This window comes from Nonomuraea antri (assembly GCF_013283785.1).
Classification (GTDB): domain Bacteria; phylum Actinomycetota; class Actinomycetes; order Streptosporangiales; family Streptosporangiaceae; genus Nonomuraea; species Nonomuraea antri.
On sequence record NZ_JABCPZ010000242.1, the window covers coordinates 1 to 16115 of the forward strand.

Here is a 16115-nt window from a genome sequence, read left to right on the forward strand (position 1 = left end):
GAGTACGACTGACCGCCGGGGACCGGCGACGGGCGGGCGACGGGCGGGCGACGGGCGTGACATGGTGCGACCGGGTGCGACCGGGGGCGGCTAGCGATGGCCGGGGTCCGCGGGGCCGAGTGACGACAGCGCGCGCAGGACGGCCGCCTGCTCGGCGGTGACGCCGCGCGACCGCTGCGCCGCCGCCTCGCCGGGCGTGAACCCGGCCGCGCACCAGACGGCCACCTCCTCCAGCGGCACCGCCCCCCACCACGCCGTCATCACCGCCACGGCCGGAACGCCGGCCCGGACGGACTCCGCGGCCGTGAACCCGAGCGCCGCGAACACCCGCGCGTCCCCCTGGTCGACCCGCCGCCGCGCCCATTCCACGGCCGCGTCGCCGTCCCAGCCGGCGTCGGCGTACGGGCGCGCCACGTCGGCCGGCACCCCGGCGCGCAGCAGCCGCCGCAACGCCTCGGTACGCTCCGGGTCCAGCTCCGGCTCCGGGACGGCCATGCGGGCCAGCCACGAGACCCGGCGCGGACGCTCACCGGCCACGTGCCGCCTGGCCGCGTCGTGCGGGGCCACCCCGAGCTCGTGCCAGCGCACCGCCTCGGCCGGGGTCATGCCGGCGCGCTGCCAGACGACGACCGACTCAGGGGTGGCCGACACGGTGCGCCACAGGCGCGCGTCAGCGGGCGCGAGCACCCCGGACCGCCGCCACGCGCGGGCCTCCCCGGGCTCGAAGCCGGCCGCCCGCCAGCGGCGCGTCTCGCCCTGCGTGAAGCCATCCCATCCGCTCATACCATCCCCCCTTCAGTGCGGAACCCGCCACCGGCCGCTCTCCCGCCCGCCGCATCCCCGGCAGGGACGTGGACCACGGTCGCCCAGGACGGCGCCGAGCCGCGCGTCCCGGAGCTGTGCGGGGTGGAGCCGGGTGGGCCGAAGAGGCAGATCACCACGGCCGCCCGGGGACGCCGGTCCGGCCACGGCGTCTCACCGTCGGTCAGCACGACCAGCAGGTCGGCGGGGCCGGCGGCGGCGAAACCGGCCCGCAGGTCCGTCCCGCCGCCGCCGACCAGCGCCACGTCGGCGGCCCGCCGCACCACCTGGGCGGGATACGCCCGCGCGTCGCAGCAGATCACCGGGACCTGACGCCGTCCGGCCGCGCGCAGCACCCCGTCCAGCTCGCCCAGCACCTGCCTGAGCCGCGCCTCGGTCACGCTGGCCGACGTGTCGACCAGCACCACCACCCGAGGCTCGGGACGTACCAGGGCGGGCAGCACCACCGACGGCACCGTGGACGAGCGCCGCGACGGCCGCCGGTAGCTGTGGTCGACGCGTCCCGCGGCCTGGCTCATCGAACGTCTGACCAGCGCGGCCAGCAGCGTCCGCCAGTCGGCGGCGGGCCGCAGGGTGGACTCCGCCCAGCGCCGCCATCCGCCGGGCACGTCGCCGCGGGCGTCGATCTCGGCCGCGACGGCCCGGGTGAGCAGTTCCCGTTCCAGCGGCGTCAGCGCGGCCGGGCCGGTGAACGGGGCACGTCCGCAGGACACCAGGTGATCGGGGACGTCGATGAGGTCCAGCAGCTCCACGTACCGTTCGGCCAGCAAGCCGCCGGGCAGGCCCAGTGTCTCCGGTGAGACCGCGTCGGCGGGCCCGCCTCGACGCCCCTCCACCGCGCCGGTCCCGGCCGCATCCGCGAGGTCGCCGAGGTCGCCGAAATCGCCGAAATCGCCGTGGTCGCCGAAGCCGTCGAGGTCGTCGTTGATCTCCGCGTCCGCCGCCCGGTCCCAGGTCAGCTCGTCGCCCGTGGCCCGGCCGTGATGCCCGCGCAGCAGGTGGCCGACCTGGTGGAGCAGCCACCAGCCCAGCTCGGGCACCGGCGTCCGCGCCACCTCGGCGGCGTCCAGGTGCACGTTCCAGTGCTCGTCGGCGGGCAGGCCGGGCGGCACCGGCCCCTCGTGGGCCAGCGGACGCAACGCGAACAGCGCCGTGGTCAGGTACGGCGCCCGGTCGGCGGCCCACAACCGCGCCGCCGCGAACCGCGCCCCCACCGAGTCGCCGGCCGAAGAGCCGCCGCCTGCCGGGCTGCCGGAACCACCCGGCAGCGGGTCGTCGGGGAAGGCCGTGGCCGTCATGGCATCAACCCCGCTGACCGCAGGATCGGCGCCAGTTCCAGCACCGCGGAAGGCAGCACCGCCCCCTCGGGCCGCCGCGCAGCCAGGGACCGCGCGGCCGTGGCGGCGACGTCCGGGGTGCGCCTGGCCACCCGTCCCACCAGGGTCCAGGCCCGCTGCCAGGAGTCCGCGCCGCCGTCGGCGGCCACGTGGGCGACCACGGACCCGAGCACCGCGTGCACCCGGTCCACCCGGTCGGGCAGCGGCGCGAGCGGATCGGTCAGCAGCAGCTCGGGATCGGGCAGGTCCAGGTCACGCAGCCACGACAGCAGCTCGAACCCGGCCGCCGCGCCCACCGCCCCCACGACCAGCTCGGCCCGCACCCGCTCGTCGCCGCCCGCGCAGGCCAGCGCCGTCGCGGTCAGCTCCCACGTACGGGGGCTGGGCCAGGCGCGGACGGGCTCGTCCGGGACGGCCAGCACCAGCTCCGGCCTGACCCGCAGGAACGCCCCCACCAGCGCCCTGGCCCGGCCGACAGCGCCGGGCTCGGGCGGCGTCCAGTCACCGGGATCCCGGACGTCGAACCCGGCCGTGAACCCCTCGGCCACCGACGCCGCGCTGACCTCCCAGTCCAGGTGGATCAGCCGGTTGGCCAGCGGCGCGGCCAGGTCCCACCCGTCGGCGGCCAGGGCGGGCGGGTTGGCCGCGGCCACGATCCGCACCCCGGACGGCAGCGTGAGATCGCCGACGACCCGTTCCAGCACCACCCGCAACATCGCCGCCTGGACGGCCGGGGGCGCGGTGGTCAGCTCGTCCAGGAACAGGATGCCCTCGCCGGCGGCGGCGAGGCGTTCGGCCCAGCGCGGCGGCGCGAACCAGGTGCCGCCGTCGCGCAGCACCGGCAGCCCGGCGAAGTCGCTCGGCTCCCTGATCGAGCCGACCACCGCCTCGACCGGCAGCCCGAGCCGCGCCCCGAGGGCGAGCACCGCCGACGTCTTCCCGGTCCCCGGCGCGCCCCAGAGGATCACCGGCAGGTTGGCCCGCACGGCCACGGACAACGCGTCCACACACCCCTCCTCGCGTCAACTTCTATTGACGTATGCCGTCAACATAAGTTGACGCTCGCGCGCTTGTCAAACCGCCGCCAGTCTCACCGGCTCCGGACTCACCGGCTCCGGACGAAGCCGCCGGCGCGGCAGGACGCGCCCCGAGGTCACCAGGCGGTCCACGGCGGCGGCCGCTAGGCGTCGCCCATGTACTGGTGCAGGTAGACCAGCAGCGGCCGGGTGGCCAGACGGCTGCCGCCGAGGCCGACCGTGCTGATCAGCAGGTGCCTGCGGCCCGTCCCCGCGTTCGGCGAGCCGTGGGCCATCCGCGACCAGGCGTGCCGCACCTGCGCCTCCAGATACACCGTGTCGCTGCCCGGATCGGCGAGCACCAGCACCCGGCGGATCGGGAAGCGGTCGATGACCCGCTGCAGCTCGTAGCCGGTTCCCGCGTTCTCCCCGCGGAAGCCGGACAGGTCGATCACCACCACGTCGGCCCGGTCGAGCAGCACGTCCACCGCCTGCTTCCAGAACCCGCCGTGGCACAGCAGGGCGCGTACCGGATAGCTGCCGTAACGGTCGCGGACGCGCACCGGCGAGCCGCCGATCGAGCGCAGCGTGTGCCGGCCTTTCGGCAGCGGGTCGGCGGGCTCGCGCGCCAGCTCCTCGATCATGCGGTGCCGCGAGGCGAGGAACACGCCCGAGCCCGCCCTGGCGCGCTCGGCCGACTCACGTTCCGCCCGCCCGACGGAGGCGGCGCTGCGCAGCAGGTGGACGTAGCCGAACTCGCGGAAGGCGCCGGTCAGGAAGTCGCGGACGCGCACCTCGTTCTCGAACAGCCGGAAGTAGGCGATCTGCCACGGCCGCCGGCCGATGAGGTTGCGGCTCGTGCTGATCGGCCGCAGGCCCGTCGTCCACACCGGCTGGGCGCTGTAGTGGTGCACGCGCAGCTCCGGGATCGCCGCCGCGCGCCGTGGCGAGACCTCCGCCGTCCAGATCGTGGTCTGCTCGGCGTACGCGGCGTCCTGGGACAGCCGCTGGACGGCCCGCGCGTGCAGCCTGCGGCGCATGCGCACCCCCCAGACCACCAGCCAGGCCAGGACGCCGAGCGCCCCGGCGAGCAGCCAGAGCGCGATCTCCGTGCCCGAGGCCGAGTCGATGTACCGGAAGAGCGGCGAGCGCGACCGTCCGCCCAGGTACAGGACGCCGACGAACGCCGCGATCACCAGCAGGGTGACGAGGAACGTCCTGGATGGCTTGAGCACCGAGTCGTGCCCGGCGGCGGCCGGCAGCCGGGGGGCCCGGCTCGGGTCGCGGGCCATCCGCAACTGGGCGCGCGCCCGGGTCCAGCGGATCGCACGCACCGCGCTGACCAGGGCGTGCACGGCCGCCAGCACGCCGAGCACGACGCCCGCCCACTTGAGCAGCTCGGTGATCCCCGAGGTGTCGACGCCGAGATCCACCTCCGGCAGGTCACCGGCGGCGTACGCGCGCACCGCCCAGGCGGCGGCGCCGAACAGCACCGCGTAACCGGCGTGGCTCAGCGCCTCCCGGCCCTCGTGCTCGGCCTCCAGCCGGACGCGCATGCTCCTCCCCGCCCCTCGTGCTCGGCCTCCGCGCGGACGGGCATGCTCCTCCCCGCACCCTCGCCCCGCCGGTGAACACGTTCCCCCATGAACCCGGGATGGCGCCTGAGTAGCCCCATACTCAGAGATCGGCGCGCGCCCGCGCCGATACTGATCACGTGACGCGGCTCAACACCCGGTTACGCGCCCGCTTCGGCGCCACCGATTCCCCCGACCCGGCCCTGATCAGGCAGGCGCTGTGGAGTTCCGCCGAGGACGAACCCGGCCAGACCCGCGCGCTGATCCTCCTGGAGCAGTACAAGATGTACGTGGAGATGGCCGACCGGGTCAGCGCGCGCCGGGGCCTGGCGAACACGTTCTTCCTGTCGCTGAACACCGGCATCGGGGCGCTGCTCGCCAACGGCTGGCAGGGCCTGGCGCGCAACTTCTGGGTGCTGCTCTTCCTGCTGGCCGTCATGGAGCTGCAGTGCCTGGCCTGGTTCTGGATCGTGCGCTCCTACCGCCAGCTCAACAACGCCAAGTACGCGGTGATCGGCATGATGGAGGAACGCCTGCCCGCCTCGCCCTACTGGCGGGCCGAGTGGGAGGCGCTGGGCCGCGGGCTGGACCCGGCCAGGTACCGGCCGCTGACGCACATCGAGCAGTGGATCCCGGTGTTGTTCTGCACGTCGTACCTGGTGGCCTTCGCGGCGTCGGTGGCCGCACTGGCGGCGTAGGGGGAGCGGCGTTCACAGCGTGCCGTGATTGAATATTGTTCCATCCAGCCCTTGATCACCCGTTCGGCCGGGGAGACACTCGGCGCTGTCCGCACGCTGATGCGGCACAGTATCCGGAGGTTCACTTGGCTCACCACAGGACCGGTCTCGTGGCGCTGCTGACCTGCGCGGTCGTCGCCGTCACCCCCTTGTCCGCCGTCGCCGAACCGCCCACCCACCCTGGCGGCCCCTGCCTCCAGGACGAGCAGAACGTCAGCAGATCGAGCGTCGCGGGATACGCCGACGTGGTCCGCGGGCTCGACCGTATCGCCAGGACCAGCAAGGGCCTGGTCACCGTGCACCGGGCCGGCGCCTCCGGCGAGGGCCGCGACCTGCTCTACGCCAAGGTCGGCACCGGGCCCGAGGTGTTCTGGCTGCAGGCCCGCATCCACGGCAACGAGCTGCACTCCACCGAGTCGGCGCTGCAGGTGCTCGACCACCTCGCCTCCGGCGACCCGGACGCGAAACTGATCCGCGAACGCATGACGCTGATCGTCATCCCCATGTACAACCCGGACGGCGCCGAGGCCAACATCAGGCAGAGCACCACCCCGGCCAGGGTCGACCTCAACCGCGACTGGGAGAACTTCGCCCAGCCCGAGTCGCGTGCCTGGTACGCCCTGTGGCAGAGCGCCCGGCCGAGGCTGGCGCTCGACCTGCACCACATGGGCGAGTCGCCGGTCATCGCCGGGACGAACGAGCTCAACCAGTTCCAGATCGGCATCAGGCCGATCGACCCGTCCAGGCTGACGGCCGCGCAGTGGCTGACCAACCGGCAGATGTCGATGGTGTCGGTGAACGCGCTGTCCGGCTTCGGCCAAACGCACGTCGCGAAATATCAGGACATCGACATCACGAACGCCGTCTTCTCCCGCATGCTGCTCGGCGGCCCGGGCCCCGACGGCTCCGACTCGGGCTTCGCCACCCAGGGTGCGATCTTCTTCGAGGTCCGCTCGGTCGGCCAGAAGAGCAACGGCTACCTGGAGCGGCTGTTCACCGTCCCGACGATGGCCCTGCTCAACTCGGTGGCCAGGGGCGAGCTGGCCGGCACGGACGTGTCGGGCATCGACGCCATCCCGCGCGCCGCCTCCGCCCCGTGCGGCGTGTGACCTGACGGGCGACCGCCGTCCGTCCCCGGTGGAGCGAGGACGGGCGGCGGCCAGTAGAGGGGGGTCAGTCGAGCCGGCGCAGCCGCGCCCACAGCAGGAACGCGCCGCCGAACACCGCCATCGCCAGCCCGGTCCACAGGTTGACGGCCTCGCCCAGCAGCCCGGCGACGATGAGGATCACGCCGTACAGCGCGAAGAGCCCGCCGATCACCACGCGGATGTCACTCACAAGATCACCCCATACAGCGCCACGGCCAGCACCAGCGCGCCCGTGCCGAGCAGCATCGGCGACCGGTACCACCGGGCGTCGCCGCTCAGCGCGTCGTCCTCCAGGTCCACCGCGCTCAGGCCGTAGACCAGCCCGCGCAGCTCGGAATCGGGCTTGGGCGCGGTGACCAGCGTGACCGCCACCGACACCAGCAGGTCGACGGCGAAGGCCACCCCCGCGCCCCAGAAACTCGCGTTCAGCTCGGTGCCGAAGTCCAGCAGGCCCGCCTTGTACCCGAAGTACGACACGAAGGCCGCCGCGGTGCCCGCGAGCAGCCCCCAGAACCCGGCCCACGCGGTCATCCGCCGCCAGAACAGGCCGAGGATGAAGGTCGCGAACAGCGGCGCGTTGAAGAACGAGAACAACGCCTGCAGATACTCCATGATGTTGGAGTAACCGGCCGCGATGAACGCCGTCCCGACGCCCAGCAGCACCCCGGCCACCGTCGCGACGCGGCCCACGCGCAGGTAGTAGGCGTCGTCGCGGTCCCTGGCCAGGTGCGCCTGCCAGATGTCGTTGGTGAAGACCGTGTTGAACCCGCTGATGTTGGCCGCCATCCCGGCCATGAACGAGGCCAGCAGCCCGGTCACCGCGACGCCGAGCACCCCGTTCGGCAGCAGGTCGCGCATGAGCAGCGGGATCGCGTTGTTGTAGTCCTGACCCTTGCCCAGGTCGCCGAACAGCACCAGCGCGATCATCCCCGGCAGCACCGTGACCAGCGGAATGAAGATCTTCGGGTACGCCGCCACGATCGGCGTGAGCCTGGCCGCGTTGGTGTTCCTGGCCGACAGCGCCCGCTGCACCTCGGCGAAGTTCGTCGTCCAGTAGCCGAACGACAACACGAACCCCAGCCCGAACACGATCCCGATCCAGTGCGCCTGCATCGGGTTGTCGCCCGCGGTGCCCGCCCAGGTGTGCAGCCCGCCCTCGCCGAGCGGGCTCTGCCGTACCTTCTCGTACAGACCGGACAGGCCGCCCACCTTGATCAGCCCGAGCACGGTCAGCGGGATCAGCCCGGCCAGGATCACGAAGAACTGCAGCACCTCGTTGTAGATCGCCGAGGACAGCCCGCCGAGCGTGATGTAGGCCAGCACGATCACCGCGGCCACCACCACCGAGACCGGCAGCGGCCAGCCCAGCAGCAGCTCCAGGACCAGCGCCAGCGCGTACAGGTTCACCCCGGCGATGAGGATCTGCGCCACCGCGAACGTGATCGCGTTCAGCAGTTGCGTGCTCGGGTTGAAGCGCCTGCGCAGGAACTCCGGCACGCTGCGGACCTTGGAGCGGTAGTAGAACGGCATCATCACGATGCCGAGGAACACCATCGCCGGCACCGCGCCGATCCAGTAGTAGTGCACGGTCATCGCGCCGTACTGCGCGCCGTTGGCCGCCATGCCGAGGATCTCGATCGCGCCGAGATTGGCCGACACGAACGCCAGCCCGGTGATCCACGCGGGCAGCCCGCGCCCGGCGAGGAAGAAGTCGAGGCTGGAGCTGATCCGGCGGCGCGCGGCGAAGCCGATGGCGAGCACGGTCGCGAAGTACAACGCGATCAGTACGTAGTCGAGGAGGTTCACATCAAGCCGCACGTCCCGCCCGCTACCCGGAAATTTCTCGCCATCACTTGGTAAAGAAATGAAGACAAGTAATGTCGGTGGTGTGGACGTCGCCGACCTGAGCCCCGCGCAGGCGCGGGCGCGCTTCCGCAACGGCGAGCGGGTGCCCACCGCGGGCTGGTGCCGCGGCTGGACCCAGGCCAACCTGATCGCCGTGCCCAAGCCGCTGCGCTACGAGCTGCTGCTGTTCGCCCATCGCAACCCCCAGGCCTGCCCGGTGCTCGACGTGGGCGAGCCCGGCCAGTGGACCACCGCGCTGTTCTCCGGCGATCTGCGTACCGACCTGCCCGGCTACCGCCTCTACGTGGACGGCCGGGCGGTGGCCGACCTCGGCGAGGTGGTGCGCGAGTGGCGGGCCGACCTGGTGCCGTTCCTCATCGGCTGCAGCTTCACCTTCGAGTCCGCGCTGCTGGCCGCCGGGGTGCCGGTGCGGCACCTGGAACAGGGCGTGAACGTGCCGATGTACCGCACCGCCGTCGAGTGCCGGCCGACGAGCACGCTGTCCGGGCCGCTCGTGGTCTCGATGCGGCCGGTGCCGCAGCCGCTGGTGCAGACCGCGGTGGAGGTGACCGGCCGCTACCCGCTGGTGCACGGCGCGCCCGTGCACGTGGGCGACCCGAAGGCGCTGGGCATCGCGGAGCTGGACCGGCCCGACTACGGCGATCCGGTCGAGGTCCGCGACGGTGAGCTGCCGGTCTTCTGGGCCTGCGGGGTGACCCCGCAGGAGGCGGTCATGGCCAGCGGGGTCGAGTACGCGATCGGGCACCTGCCCGGTCACATGGCCATCACCGACGCCCGGGACGAGAGCTATCTAGCGATTTAACGAGATATTTCGCGGTATAGGTGGCTGCTTCCGTCAAATCGGTCGGGGTGCCTTCGAAGACGACCTGGCCGCCGTGCTGCCCGGCCTCGGGGCCCAGGTCGATCACCCAGTCGGCGTGCTTGACCACGTCCAGGTCGTGCTCGACCACGATGACCGTGTTGCCGTCGTCCACCAGCCGGTCGAGCAGCGTCAGCAGCGTGTCGATGTCCGCCATGTGCAGCCCGGTCGTCGGCTCGTCGAACACGTACACCTTGCCGCGTTCGCGCAGCCGGTGCGCCAGCTTGAGCCGCTGCCGCTCGCCGCCCGACAACGTGCTCAGCGGCTGCCCCAGCGTCAGGTAGCCGAGCCCGAGCCGGCCCAGCCTGGCCACGCCGGGCAGGTCGAACGACCGCGCCGCCTCGTCGGCCGTCATCGCCAGCACGTCCGCGATCGTCCTGCCGCCGACCGTGTACGACAGCGCCTCGGCGCTGTACCTGCTGCCCCCGCACACGTCGCACACCCGCGTCACCGGGTCCATGAACGCCAGGTCCGTCTTGATCTCACCGCGTCCCTTGCAGGCCGGGCACGCGCCGGCCGAGTTGAAGCTGAACACGGCCGGCTCCACCCCGTTCGCCTCGGCGAACAGCTTGCGCAGCGGGTCCATGGCGTTGAGGTACGTGGCCGGCGTGGACCTGGGCGAGGCGGCGATGGCCGACTGGTCGATGAGCACCGTGCCGGGGTGCTGGGCGATCAGCTCGTGCCGCATCAGCGTGCTCTTGCCCGACCCGGCCACGCCGGTGACCGCGGTGAGCACGCCGAGCGGCACGCGTACCGTGACGTCCTTGAGGTTGTGCGCGTTCGCGCCGGCGATCGTGAGCCAGCCGGACGGCGCGCGCACCGCGTCCTTGAGCCCGGTCGCGCGCCTGAGCATGCGTCCGGTCAGCGTGTCGCCGGCGATCAGGCCGTCCACCGGGCCTTCGAACACCACCCGGCCGCCCGCCGCGCCCGCGCCTGGGCCCAGGTCCACGATGTGGTCGGCGAGCGTGATCAGGTCGCGGTCGTGCTCGACGACGAGCACCGTGTTGCCCTTGTCGCGCAGCTCGACCAGCAGGTCGGCCAGGCGGTGCACGTCGCGCGGGTGCAGGCCGACGCTGGGCTCGTCGAAGATGTAGGTCATGCCGGTCAGGCTGCTGCCCAGATTGCGCACGGTCTTCAGGCGCTGCGCCTCGCCGCCCGACAGCGTCGACGTCCCGCGGTCGAGGCTGAGGTAGCCGAGGCCGATCGCGTCGATCCTGCGCAACGACTCCACCGCGGCCGCGGCGACCGGGTCGTCCAGACCTTCGAGCACGCCGATCAAGTCGGTCACCTCCATCGCCGCGTAGTCGGCCAGGTTCCTGCCGCCGATCCTGGAGGCCAGCGCCGCCTCGTTGAGCCGCGCGCCGTGGCACGCCGGGCACAGGCCCTGCCGCACGAACCCCTGCGCGGCCTTGTCGAGCTGGTCGAGGTCGCGCTTGAGATAGACCCGGTCGAACCGCACCAGGACGCCCTCGTAGGCGTTGGTGTAGTCCCCCCGGTCCACCTTGAAGCCGCTGCCGCGCAGCAGCAGCTCGCGTTCCTCGGCGGTGAACTCGCCCAGCGGCTTGTCCGGGTCGAACAGGCCCGACCTGGCGTAGAGCTGCCAGACGTAGCCGCCGACCGGGAACATGCGCAGCGCGCCCTGGTTGAGCGACAGCGCGGGGTCGATCAGCGCGTCGAGGTCGGCCTCCAGCTTCCTGCCCAGGCCGTCGCACTCCGGGCACATGCCCTGCGGGTCGTTGAACGAGTACGCCGTCGCCGGCCCCGCCGACGGCTCGCCCCGCCGCGAGAACAGCACCCGCAACATGGCGTGGACCTCGGTCATCGTGCCCACGGTCGAACGCGCGCCGCCGCCGACCGGTTTCTGGTCGACCACGACGGCCGCCGTGAGGTTCGACATGCGCTCGGCCTTGGGCCGCTCGTGCTTGGGCAGCCGGTTGCGCAGGAACGCGCTGTAGGTCTCGTTGAGCTGGCGTTGCGACTCGGCCGCGATCGTGCCGAACACGATGGACGACTTGCCGGAGCCGGACACGCCGGTGAAGACGGTCAGCCGCTCCTTGGGCAGCCGCAGGGAGACGTTCTTGAGGTTGTTCTGCCGCAGGCCGGTCAGCTGGATGTCACGCGACACGCTATCCCCTTTAGTTTTAGCTACGACCTATAGCCTAAGCTATTTTAATTTCCATGACGGACATCCCTGACCGAAGATCGCGCCGGCGGGCCGAGACCCAGGCCGAGATCCTGGGCATCGCGCTGGAGGTGATGGCCGAGGAGGGGGCCGCGGGGCTGAGCCTGTCGACGGTGGCCAGGCGGCTGGGCATCCGGCCGCCCTCGCTGTACAAGTACTTCCCGTCCCGGCACGCGGTCTACGACGCGCTGTTCAAGCAGGGCCAGGAGGGCTACCTGGCCGCGGTGCGCGCGGCGGCCGAGCCGCACGAGCCCGGGCTGGCCGCGATGGGCGCGTCCCTGGAGGCCGGGGCCCGCTGGATCATGCACAACCAGGTGCTGGCGCAACTGCTGTTCTGGCGGCCGGTGCCCGGGTTCACGCCCTCGCCCGAGGCGTACGCGCCCGCGCTGGGCATCCACCGGCACTTCGCGAGCCTGATCGAGGCCGCCGTCGCGCGCGGCGAGCTGCACCGGGACGCGGCCGGCGAGGAAGGGCTCGCCCTGGCCGCCAGCCTGATCGCCGGGCCCATCTCGCAGCAGCTCAGCAACGAGCCCGGCGTCGGCTACGAGGAGGGGCGCTACACCCGGCTCGTGCCGAAGCTCACGCGGGTGTTCGCGGCGGTATACCCGCCGCGCTGAGCTGCCCGCCCACCGGCGGCGCGCCGCGCCGGTTGTCGATCTCCAGGTACGGCACCACCGGCGGCTCGTCCACCCTGATCGCCTTCAGGTACGACTCGAACGCCGCCAGCTTGCCCGTGTCACGCTCGAAACCCCTGGCCAGCAGGCGCTCGCGCAGGGTCGGGCCGTCCGACCGGACCCAGACCAGCCGCACCGGGTCGCCGCCCAGCCCGGCCACCCACTCCGTCCAGCGGTCCGCGTCGTGGACCTGGGTGGTGAACGGGCCGTCCAGCATCACCGGGCAGCCGTGCTCCCTGATCTGCCTGGCCAGCCTGGTCAGACCGGTGTACTCGTGCCGTTTGACGTGCCGGTCGTACCACGGGCCCTCGCGTTCGCCGGGCGGCCTGCCGTACGCTTCGAGCGTCGCGGCGACGAAATCGCCGTACACGGTGTCCTTGTCCAGCAGGGCCGGCACCGGGGCGAGGCGGGCCAGCAGCGCGGCGGCCACCGTCGACTTGCCCGCGCCCGGCGGCCCGCTGATCACCCACACCGTCGTCATGCGATCAAGTCTGCCCGTACGCGGATTTGCGTACGCCGGTGCCTCGCCTGAGCGGACGACGCCGGACGCCCGCGCCGCGAGACTCGGCGCCATGCTGACCACGTTGACCAGGGCGTTCCGGGTGCCGGAACTCCGCAGGAAGCTGTCGTTCACGCTGGCCATGCTCGGGCTGTTCCGGCTGGGTCAGGTGCTGCCCTCACCCGGCGTGGACGTGGTGGCCGTGCGGCGATGCGTCGGCTCCGCGCAGGGCGGGCTGACCGACATGCTGCAACTGCTCAGCGGCGGCGCGATGCTCCAGCTCTCCGTGTTCGCGCTGGGCGTCATGCCGTACATCACCGCGAGCATCGTCATGCAACTGCTCGCAGTGGTGATCCCGCGCCTCGACGCGCTGCGCAAGGAGGGACAGAACGGGCAGACGAAGATCACCCAGTACACCCGGTACCTGACCGTGGCACTGGCCCTGCTGAACGCCGCCACGATCGTGGCGCTGGCCAGGTCGGGACAGCTGTTGTCCGGGTGCACGCTGCCGCTGCTGCGCGACGACGGGCCGCTCACGGTGACCGTGCTGGTGACTACCATGGTCGCGGGCACCTGCGTGGTCATGTGGATCGGCGAGCTGATCACCGACCGGGGGATCGGCAACGGCATGTCCATCCTGGTGTTCACCCAGGTCGTGGCCGTCTTCCCGGGCTACATGTCACGGATCTTCGTGATGAGCCCGGTGAGCTTCACGGTCATGCTCGTGTCCGGGGTGTTCCTGGTCGCGGCCGTGGTCTTCGTCGAGCAGGCGCAGCGGCGCGTGCCCGTCCACTACGCCAAGCGCCTGGTCGGACGGCGCACGTACGGCGGGACCCGCACGTACCTCCCGCTCAAGGTCAACCAGGCCGGCATCGTGCCGGTGATCTTCACCTCGTCGCTGCTCTACCTGCCGACGCTGGCCGGCTCGCTGCTCGGCGGCGCCGCCGAGACCTGGATCGCGCAGAACCTGACCGCCGGCACGCATCCGCTCTACCTGCTCTCGTACGTGCTGCTGATCGCCGGGTTCGCCTACTTCTACGTGTCGATCACCTTCAACCCGGTCGAGGTGGCCGACAACCTGCGGCGGTACGGGGGATTCATCCCCGGTGTCCGGCCGGGCCCGGCCACCGCGCGGTACCTGACGTACGTGCTGTCCAGGCTGACCGCGGCGGGGGCGGCGTACCTGGGGGTGCTCGCGGTGCTGCCGCTCATCGCGTTCGCGATCCTGCGCGACCCGGGGACGCAGCAGAACTTCCCGTTCGGCGGCGCCAGCCTGCTCATCATGGTGAGCGTCGGGCTGGAGACCGTGAAACGCATCGAGGCCCAACTCCAGCAACGCAACTACGAAGGCTTCCTCCGGTAACCCAGGTCACGCGGGGGGGTGCGAGGTCGAATCGCCCACGGCGGGGCCGGCTCGTTCGCGGTAGGGCCGGTCCCCATCACGGTGGAGCCGGTCCCCTTCACGGTGGGGCCGACTCGCTCAGTCGGAGCCGGCTCGTTCAGGCGGGAAGCGCGAGGCCGGCTCGCATCGCGAACACCACGAGCTGGGCGCGGTCGCGGGCGTGCAGCTTGACCATCGCCCGGCTGACGTGCGTGCGCACCGTGTCGGGGCTGATCGTCAGCTCGGCGGCGATCTCCTCGTTCGAACGGCCCGTGGCCACCCAGGCCACCAGTTCCCGCTCGCGCGGCGTGAGCGTCTCGACCCCGGCCACCGGCTCCGACCCGTGCCGTCCGAACAGCCCGATGACCTTCCTGGTGATCGCCGGGGACAGCAGCGCCTCTCCGGCGGCCACCACCCGCACCGCGCTGACCAGTTCCTCGGGCGCGCTGTCCTTGAGCACGAAGCCGCTGGCGCCCGCCTGGAGTGCGGCGAAGACGTACTCGTCGACCGCGAACGTGGTCACCACCACGATCCTGGTGCCGGCCGCCTCCGGGTCGTCGGCCAGGGCCCTGAGGGTGGCCAGGCCGTCCATGCCGGGCATGCGGATGTCGAGCAGCAGCACGTCGGGACGGGTCCGGCGGACCAGCGCGAGCGCCGCACCACCGTCGGCCGCCTCGCCCACGCACTCCATGCCGGGCTCCCGATCCAGTAACGCCCGCAACCCCATGCGCACCACCGCCTGATCATCGGCGATGCCCACCCGAATCACACCAGCTCCCTGGGTACGCGCCTCACACCGGCCCCTTGGGTACTGGCCTCAGACCGGTTCACCAGGCCCGCATCCCACACCGGCCCCCTGGATACGCGCCTCACACCAGCTTCTTGGGTACGGGCCTCAGATCGGTTCACCGGGCCCGCATCCCACACCGGCTCCCTGGGTACGCGCCTCACACCGGCTCCTTGGGGAAGCGGGCGAGGACCCGGAAACCGCCGCCCTCGCGCGGTCCGGCGGTGAACTGCCCACCTGCCTCGGTGATCCCGGCGCGAAGACCGGCCAGCCCGCGGCCCTCCGCGGCGCCCGTCCAGCCGACGCCCCGGTCGGCGACCTCCAGCACGAACTCGCACGGATCGTTCGCCACCCGCACCAGCGCCCTGGTCGGGCCCGCGTGCCGCAACACGTTGGTCAGCGACTCGCGCACCACCCGGTAGACGGCCCCGCGCAGGTGGACGGGCACGGCCGGATCGGCGGGCTCGACGTCCACCGGCAGCCCGGCGGCTCGCACGCCGTCGAGGAGGCTCGGCAGGTCGCCGTCCGGCGGGTCGATGCCGTCGAGCGCGGCACGCAACCGGCCGAGCGCCGCCACGCTCGTGTCCCTGATGGCCAGCAGCGAGGCCCGCGCCTGCTCGGGGTCGTCGTCGAGCGTGACGAGCGCGACGCCGGCCTGCATCGCGATGGCCGCGAGACCATGCCCGGCCACGTCGTGCACCTCCCCGGCGATCCGCGCCCGCTCCCGCGCAAGCGCCTCCCCGACCACATCCGCTACCACCCCCGCCTCAAGGGACGGCAACACCCCAAGAAACGGCCCAGCCCCCAGGCCTGACGACACCCCAAGAGACGGCCCCGCTCCGAGGGACGGCAGCGCCTCCGTTGGCGACGCATCCATGGGCGGTGTGGTGTCTGCGGGCAAGATGGCGCCGGCGGCGACCGCAGTGCCGGTGGTGTCGGTGGCGGTGTGCCTGCGGATGCTCGGGTGCTCCGGCGAGGGGGCGCTGGGCAGGCCCCACGCCGCCGCCTGGCCGGGCACGCCCCCCAACGCCACGGCCCGTCCGGCAGCGAGCGACGCGGGCTGTGCGCCGGCCGAAGGACCAGTCTCTCCGGGGGCGGCAAGCGGCGGCTGCGGTGAGTGTGCGGCGGCGACAGACGGCGCGTGTTGGGTGGTGGCCGGAAGTGCGGGGTGGCCGAGAGCGGTCGGGTGTGTGCGGTGGGCCGAGTGGGTGGGAGCGGTTGGGGGTGCGGGGC

15 protein-coding genes are annotated in these 16115 nt (G+C 72.5%); 5 read left to right on the forward strand and 10 right to left on the reverse strand.

What is annotated here, in order from left to right:
- Positions 1-90: 90 nt before the first annotated feature.
- The 4 genes from HII36_RS45760 to HII36_RS45775 form a co-directional block, all read right to left on the reverse strand.
- Positions 91-783 carry a hypothetical protein gene (locus tag HII36_RS45760; RefSeq protein ID WP_173529638.1) on the reverse strand — a complete coding sequence of 231 codons (693 nt, stop codon included), beginning with the start codon at positions 781-783 and terminating at the stop codon, positions 91-93.
- Positions 780-2120, reverse strand: a complete 1341-nt coding sequence (locus HII36_RS45765; RefSeq protein WP_173529639.1) for a vWA domain-containing protein — start codon at positions 2118-2120, stop codon at positions 780-782. The genes HII36_RS45760 and HII36_RS45765 overlap by 4 nt, the downstream gene beginning before the upstream one ends.
- A complete protein-coding gene (locus HII36_RS45770) occupies positions 2117-3166 on the reverse strand; it encodes an ATP-binding protein (protein ID WP_328808191.1) in 1050 nt (349 codons plus the stop codon). Before HII36_RS45770 ends, HII36_RS45765 begins: the two co-directional genes overlap by 4 nt.
- 173 nt (positions 3167-3339) lie before the next feature.
- Positions 3340-4731 (reverse strand): hypothetical protein, encoded by a 1392-nt coding sequence (locus HII36_RS45775; protein ID WP_173529640.1) that lies wholly within the window; start codon positions 4729-4731, stop codon positions 3340-3342.
- A gap of 158 nt (positions 4732-4889) precedes the next feature.
- Here HII36_RS45775 and HII36_RS45780 point away from each other — a divergent pair, with 158 nt between their 5' ends.
- Positions 4890-5447, forward strand: a complete 558-nt coding sequence (locus tag HII36_RS45780) for a RipA family octameric membrane protein (RefSeq protein WP_217370778.1) — start codon at positions 4890-4892, stop codon at positions 5445-5447.
- Between the two features lie 125 nt (positions 5448-5572).
- Positions 5573-6595, forward strand: a complete 1023-nt coding sequence (locus HII36_RS45785; RefSeq protein WP_173529641.1) for a M14 family zinc carboxypeptidase — start codon at positions 5573-5575, stop codon at positions 6593-6595.
- A 64-nt stretch (positions 6596-6659) separates the two neighbouring features.
- On the opposite strand, the gene HII36_RS45790 is transcribed toward HII36_RS45785, so the two are convergent.
- Entirely contained in the window at positions 6660-6824 is a 165-nt protein-coding gene (locus HII36_RS45790) for a hypothetical protein (protein ID WP_173529642.1), read from the reverse strand.
- On the reverse strand, positions 6821-8452 hold the full coding sequence (locus tag HII36_RS45795) for a sodium:solute symporter family protein (RefSeq protein WP_173529643.1): 1632 nt from the start codon (positions 8450-8452) through the stop codon (positions 6821-6823). The genes HII36_RS45790 and HII36_RS45795 overlap by 4 nt, the downstream gene beginning before the upstream one ends.
- Before the next feature lie 70 nt (positions 8453-8522).
- Here HII36_RS45795 and HII36_RS45800 point away from each other — a divergent pair, with 70 nt between their 5' ends.
- The gene (locus HII36_RS45800; protein WP_328808192.1) at positions 8523-9302 is read left to right on the forward strand and encodes a putative hydro-lyase; all 780 of its coding nucleotides are present in this window, start codon (positions 8523-8525) and stop codon (positions 9300-9302) included.
- On the opposite strand, the gene HII36_RS45805 is transcribed toward HII36_RS45800, so the two are convergent.
- Positions 9265-11484, reverse strand: a complete 2220-nt coding sequence (locus HII36_RS45805; RefSeq protein WP_173529644.1) for an ATP-binding cassette domain-containing protein — start codon at positions 11482-11484, stop codon at positions 9265-9267. The two genes, HII36_RS45800 and HII36_RS45805, sit on opposite strands and share 38 nt — an antisense overlap.
- A 53-nt stretch (positions 11485-11537) precedes the next feature.
- Between HII36_RS45805 and HII36_RS45810 the strand changes: the two genes are divergently transcribed.
- Complete coding sequence (locus HII36_RS45810) at positions 11538-12158, forward strand: TetR/AcrR family transcriptional regulator (RefSeq protein ID WP_173529645.1); 621 nt, start codon at positions 11538-11540, stop codon at positions 12156-12158.
- Here the strand turns inward: HII36_RS45810 and HII36_RS45815 are convergent.
- Entirely contained in the window at positions 12121-12696 is a 576-nt protein-coding gene (locus HII36_RS45815; RefSeq protein WP_173529646.1) for an AAA family ATPase, read from the reverse strand. The genes HII36_RS45810 and HII36_RS45815 overlap by 38 nt on opposite strands.
- Before the next feature lie 91 nt (positions 12697-12787).
- Here HII36_RS45815 and secY point away from each other — a divergent pair, with 91 nt between their 5' ends.
- Positions 12788-14077, forward strand: coding sequence for a preprotein translocase subunit SecY (secY, locus tag HII36_RS45820; RefSeq protein ID WP_173529647.1), 1290 nt, complete (start codon positions 12788-12790; stop codon positions 14075-14077).
- A 136-nt stretch (positions 14078-14213) separates the two neighbouring features.
- Here secY and HII36_RS45825 read toward each other — a convergent pair whose 3' ends face one another.
- Both HII36_RS45825 and HII36_RS45830 read right to left on the reverse strand, forming a co-directional pair.
- Positions 14214-14864, reverse strand: coding sequence for a response regulator (locus HII36_RS45825; protein ID WP_173529648.1), 651 nt, complete (start codon positions 14862-14864; stop codon positions 14214-14216).
- 178 nt (positions 14865-15042) lie between these two features.
- Positions 15043-15642, reverse strand: a complete 600-nt coding sequence (locus tag HII36_RS45830) for a sensor histidine kinase (RefSeq protein ID WP_173529649.1) — start codon at positions 15640-15642, stop codon at positions 15043-15045.
- Positions 15643-16115: the final 473 nt, after the last annotated feature.

Excerpts from the sequence above, each read along its gene's own strand:
- HII36_RS45760 (WP_173529638.1), bottom strand. The coding sequence starts at position 783 with ATGAGCGGATGGGATGGCTTCACGCAGGGCGAGACGCGCCGCTGGCGG.
- HII36_RS45765 (WP_173529639.1), bottom strand. The coding sequence starts at position 2,120 with ATGACGGCCACGGCCTTCCCCGACGACCCGCTGCCGGGTGGTTCCGGC.
- HII36_RS45775 (WP_173529640.1), bottom strand. The coding sequence starts at position 4,731 with ATGCGCGTCCGGCTGGAGGCCGAGCACGAGGGCCGGGAGGCGCTGAGC.
- HII36_RS45810 (WP_173529645.1), top strand. The coding sequence starts at position 11,538 with ATGACGGACATCCCTGACCGAAGATCGCGCCGGCGGGCCGAGACCCAG.
- HII36_RS45815 (WP_173529646.1), bottom strand. The coding sequence starts at position 12,696 with ATGACGACGGTGTGGGTGATCAGCGGGCCGCCGGGCGCGGGCAAGTCG.
- secY (WP_173529647.1), top strand. The coding sequence starts at position 12,788 with ATGCTGACCACGTTGACCAGGGCGTTCCGGGTGCCGGAACTCCGCAGG.